Source organism: Marinagarivorans sp., assembly GCF_982758155.1.
Genome location: NZ_CEXWTU010000297.1, coordinates 1 through 4,997 on the forward strand (window position 1 = coordinate 1; position 4,997 = coordinate 4,997).

Consider the following 4,997-nt stretch of genomic DNA (forward strand, 5'->3'; position numbering starts at 1 on the left):
TGAGGAAGCAGGAGGCAAGTATTATTGGATAAAGTATTTTTTCCTCGGCCCTAATACTTGATTGTTTAATGGGCTTACGAGGCTACCGAGCGAAAACTGAGGTATTAGGCCTTGTTGGAGTTGCTGATCACTTTTTGCTGTGAGTGCCCCTTGTGTGCAATGCGTGTAAGAGCTGCAGGCTAGTATTACTTGGATCAAACTCTAAAGTCCCCTTACGCAGGCGGTTGCCGCTTTGCGGGCGTCACGGGTTATTACTTTTCCGTCGAGTCTCGATATTTCCCAGTACTCCTCTACATTTTTAAGCTTAACTATTGCATAAATATTATCATCGCAGATCTTTGGTGTAATAGTTCGCCAAGGGATCTCGGTATGCCAATTAGGGTTGCGGGACGTGCAACTTCCTTGAGCGTTTGAAGCCTTGAGTGGAGAGCGTGGGCTACAGGCAATAATATTTCCATTGTTGGTGAAAACAATTGTTGAATCAGGCGGTAGCTCTAAATCGCCGGCAACCCATTCACCCTTTTGGAAAAATAGTGTTTTACCACTTAAAAGCGCAGCTGTGATTGTGGCGTTGTAGTAGAAGAAGTCGGTAACGATTTCTTCTGATATATAATTTCTGATTGAACCATTATGAGTATCGATTGAAATTACGGGAGTATTGATGCCGCCGCCATCAATAGTGAATCCTGCCGAAAAGCTAATGGCGCCTAATGTGCGCGATAGGTAGACATTATCTAGCATAATGTCATAGGTTTCATCATCATCTAGTTGGTGATGCTCATCGGGTAATGTCGATTGCTCCTTTGTAAGGTCTGCCGAAGTGGAGCATGCTAACGCTGAGATCACCAAAGCGAAGACTACAGCTAAGTTAAGGCTTCTCATGATATTTATGCACTATAAATTGAGTTTTTGGTGCAAAAGCTTTCTTTGCAATTAGTAGGTCGCGGTCCCTAGGCTTTAGGTGAATGCATCCGTGGGAAGGTGTGAGATTTACCTTTTTTCCTAGGGATGTACTGGCTTCGTCTTGAGGGGTAGTATGAAACATTTGGCCTGAAAGAGTTTCTTTTCCGTCTAAGACTTTATTGTTGTTTAGGTCTTTAAACCACCTTATGGAAATCGGGCCGAAGTCATTAAAGACCCAAAAGCTGGGGACGGTTACTTTACCGTATAGCTGAAAATACAGCTTAGTGATTTCTATTCGGGTAAAGCCGATATCTTTTAAAACAGAGCCCCACTTCCCACTGGGAAGTTCATACCAAACATCATTGATTTTTGGCATGTCTTTAAGTTTTGTCCCCCACTTTAATTTGGATGCTGGCCAGGTGGGTGTACGATATGGCGCTATAGAATGGATAATGTAGCGGCCCGGCCAAGTTGGCTCTTCAGGCATATAAGGGTCGCTTCCTAGCGATGCGGGTCCACCCCACGCTTCATATTGAATCTTCTGGGTTCCCGAGTGTAATACGAGGGCGTTAACCCCAGGGTAAAAGTGTAGTTCCATCATGCGTTATCCTTTGTTTAGTCGGTTCTCTTTCCTTTGCTAACTGCTGGCGACGCCAGTGGCTCAGACTCCCATTGTACTCCAGCGCGTTCGGGGCTGTAAGGAGGCAATGCAACCAATTATGGTGTGAATCGACAGTTCACTCGACTCGGGTAAATGCATTGTTCCTCCTGCTGTGAGTCGTGGCTTGTCTATACTTATGCTCGCCCCAATAAACGAGAGCTATTAGTTGAAATGAATTTTAAAGCAGTAGGTTACGTGATTTTCGCGGCTTTAATCAGTGTTAGCACTGTTAAAGCTAGTGCGACCAGTGTTGGGGATCCTAAGCTCTTAGACCCGTATCACGCCACCTCTGCACGTGGTGATTTCACGCTTTATGTTAAGCCTAGCGATCCCAAAGGGGCGGGTTCAGCGATATATCGACTATCGCACAACGAACATACCTTGTGGGATAAAACGCTGCCGTACACGTTTACTAAGACTGTTGTAAGCAACAAAGCTGAAACTGTTGGCTTTAGTCTTGTTGAGGTCGAAGGCGTTAAATATATACAAATTACGGTATTTAATTCTACCGGAGACCAAGTGTTCTCTTGGCGAAATGAAAAATATTTTTCCGAAAAAAGAAACGCTTTTTTGGAGCCAGTTCTTCGTGAGCATTTTATTCATGATAAAAACCGTTTAGTGTATTTTCAGTTGATATCCGCAGGTGAAGAGGGCTCGGTATGGTACTCACTCAATCTTGATTCTAAAGTGATTGCTAAATTACCTTCGAGAAAAATTCCTAGGAAGGGGCAGAATATAGCCTTTGCGGTGGATACAAAGACGAATCGAAGCATCGTATTTATGGCCGAATCGCAGTGTGATAAACAATGGAAAAAAGTAGACGCCTCAGGCTGTCGTTCTGAATATATGCATAGCCATTATTGTTTGCTGGACGACAATTTAGATAGCATTGCCTGTGAAACACTGGCGGGGGACTTGGATGATCGGGATGGCCTCGCTGATAAGCTTTTTTATAAGATTAAGGCTCGTGGCGAGGCCGCTGGTTTTAGTGGTGAACTCCTGTGGATTACAGAAATTAAGACGAAGCAGAAGCGTTCCTATCGAATTGACGATGGGGCGTTTGCAAAAGTTGGCTCTCAACGAATACCCGAAGAAGCTTACGTCACCCGACCGCAGGAGCACTCTAAGAGCCTACTAAAGCCGATCAAAACACTTAATCTACCCCAAAACTTGGTTGTTGATACCCATTTAGGCAGGGTTAGTACTTTTGATCTTGGTCCTGAAGGTGATTTAGTCACGCTTACGCAATCAAATAAGGAGGTATATTTCAATCGCTACAACAGTGATAGGCAAGTAATAACCCAAAGAAAAATTGACTTAGTTTTTGAAGATCGTATTTGGCTTAATATCCGAAATTTCGATAAAAATCAGTGGTTGGTTCTAGCGAGTGAGTTTATAGGTGCGGAGCAGTCTCGTCTCTATCTTATTGATGAAAACGGTACAATCATTCAAGGGATTCCTGCTGATCTTCCAGGAACAAATCTGATCGAGATTGGGCAAGAAGGAATCATATACTTGGCCAGCAGGCGGGGTGACTACCTCAAAGCCATTGACTTGACCGGGAAGGAGCTATGGAAAATCCAAGAGCGTCATAATGACAAAGCGGGATTTATTAATACTGATGATATTGCTGTTGCTGGAAATGGCATTGCCGTTTTAGAAAATATCAAAAACGTTATTAAGGTTTTTAATCGCCTCGGTGTTCATATAAAAACAATTGACCTGAATGTTGAAGATAGGAGTGATAGCTATTTTACTCAACTAGTTAGCGGGAGTAGCGACGAGTTTCATGTATGGAATTCGTCGAATGGTAAGCTTGGACGATATGACTCGAATGGCATACTGATTGATAGTCAGAGTTTTACGACTACATATGGGCTTGCCCCAGTATTTCGGGACCTTCAGCGTGACAAAGATGGGAATATTTTGGGGGGGGATGCAAGACAGTTAATGCAGTTTGACAAAGACTCTGAGTTAATCTATTCGAGTAATCAGCCGCTTGGAAAAGCCCAATTGACGGGTGTTAATGGTTTTTACGTGGATCACCAAGAGATTATTTATCTTTATGACTATTTTCTCAATAAAATAGTTAAAGTAGAAGGCGATAAAGCCGCTTTTTTATATAGGCTTGAATCCGAAAAGAGAGGGGGTATCTTCGAGCGATTAACAGGACTTAAACGATTCGACAATGAACATTTTCTAATCAAAAAGAATCGGGCGGAGTATCAAAAAGTCGCGTTTGACGGCTCTGTATCAACCATCACGCCACCTGTGGATCAAGCGCTTTCTAGTACATTCTACCTCCCTGGTTTAGCTGGGCCTCATTTCTGGTCGTCAAACGCTAATGGCATTGTTTTAACGCAGCATAATAACGGGCAAAAGGTCGAGAAGGCGATAACTCAAACTAACGACGGATTTTGGATTCCGCGATATATACGGACTTCTCAAAATTCGAACGGATGGTTGACTGTTTTAGAGAAAAAGCATGCGTTTGCAATAAGCCCCAGTGGTGAAGCATCGAAAAAAATTCCATTGGGAAGTGGGTTCTCTTTAAACGCCCAAGTAGCTGATGAGCTACTGTATCTATCCTCAAGTGGTGAGGTTGGAATGGAGGTGTTCGATATTACCACTGGCGATAGGCTAGCTGGCTTTTACTTTTCTGATACGTTTGATAATTGGAACAGCCTAAGCATGGTCCAGATTAATCACAATTTAAAAAAAATTTACCTTTATCGAAACGAAAAAATCTATGTGTTTGATTTATATTCCCGCCGGTAGGGCGCTCATCACCAAAAGGGACATCACCAAAAGGGACACTCGCTCTAAAAAACAACAAAAACTACCCACCTTTTGTATCAGACCAAGCAGTATTTTTCAGATAAGGCCTTAGGATCGCAGACTTATAATCGCAGGCTATCAATAATTCACGCATAGAACAACAAGCTATATAACCAAGCAGCGTTAAGCTTAGCGCGTGAAAAAGATGAAGGGGGAGTCAGCGGCTGATCAGCCAAATAACGACTGGCAACGCCGTCGATTTGGGGTGCGCTGGTAACCCATGGTAAACGCGGCACTTTCGATATGATCGCCGGACCCAACAAAGGTTTTCGTGTTCTTTTCGAAAGCGCTAGTCAGCTCTAACCAGTTATTGGGTTCGATACCTAGTCGATCGATAATCGGGGGTAAATTTGAGGCGATATGGCCTCGTTTATCATCACGTATTACTCTGCCCGTCCAATCCACCAACTCAATATAATCCTTTAAGGCAAACGGTAAACCTTGCGGCATCGGCTCCCGCGGGTTACCCACAAATTGAGCCAAATTTTTCGGGGACTGATTATTTTTTGCCGCGGTTATACGATGTTTTATCGAGGTATGTTCGCTGGCTTCAGGTGTTTCGGCCATTTTCGCGCGAATGGGGTTCAAATCAACA

The 4,997-nt window shown here is 43.5% G+C and carries 3 protein-coding genes and 1 pseudogene; 1 reads left to right on the forward strand and 3 read right to left on the reverse strand.

Annotated features, from left to right (window positions below):
* Positions 1-201 precede the first annotated feature (201 nt).
* Together AC3A8L_RS19725 and AC3A8L_RS19730 are read right to left on the reverse strand one after the other, a co-directional pair.
* Positions 202-882, reverse strand: coding sequence for a hypothetical protein (locus AC3A8L_RS19725; RefSeq protein ID WP_487963984.1), 681 nt, complete (start codon positions 880-882; stop codon positions 202-204).
* On the reverse strand, positions 869-1,504 hold the full coding sequence (locus tag AC3A8L_RS19730) for a L,D-transpeptidase family protein (protein WP_487963985.1): 636 nt from the start codon (positions 1,502-1,504) through the stop codon (positions 869-871). Before AC3A8L_RS19730 ends, AC3A8L_RS19725 begins: the two co-directional genes overlap by 14 nt.
* A 231-nt stretch (positions 1,505-1,735) precedes the next feature.
* Between AC3A8L_RS19730 and AC3A8L_RS19735 the strand changes: the two genes are divergently transcribed.
* Positions 1,736-4,342 (forward strand): hypothetical protein, encoded by a 2,607-nt coding sequence (locus AC3A8L_RS19735; RefSeq protein ID WP_487963986.1) that lies wholly within the window; start codon positions 1,736-1,738, stop codon positions 4,340-4,342.
* A 228-nt stretch (positions 4,343-4,570) separates the two neighbouring features.
* On the opposite strand, the pseudogene AC3A8L_RS19740 reads toward AC3A8L_RS19735, so the two are convergent.
* Positions 4,571-4,997 (reverse strand): annotated as a pseudogene (locus AC3A8L_RS19740) (transposase); the annotation flags it as partial.

What these genes read in the sequence shown, in the direction of transcription:
- AC3A8L_RS19730 (WP_487963985.1), bottom strand. Translation starts at nt 1,504, where the DNA reads ATGATGGAACTACACTTTTACCCTGGGGTTAACGCCCTCGTATTACAC.
- AC3A8L_RS19725 (WP_487963984.1), bottom strand. Translation starts at nt 882, where the DNA reads ATGAGAAGCCTTAACTTAGCTGTAGTCTTCGCTTTGGTGATCTCAGCG.
- AC3A8L_RS19735 (WP_487963986.1), top strand. Translation starts at nt 1,736, where the DNA reads ATGAATTTTAAAGCAGTAGGTTACGTGATTTTCGCGGCTTTAATCAGT.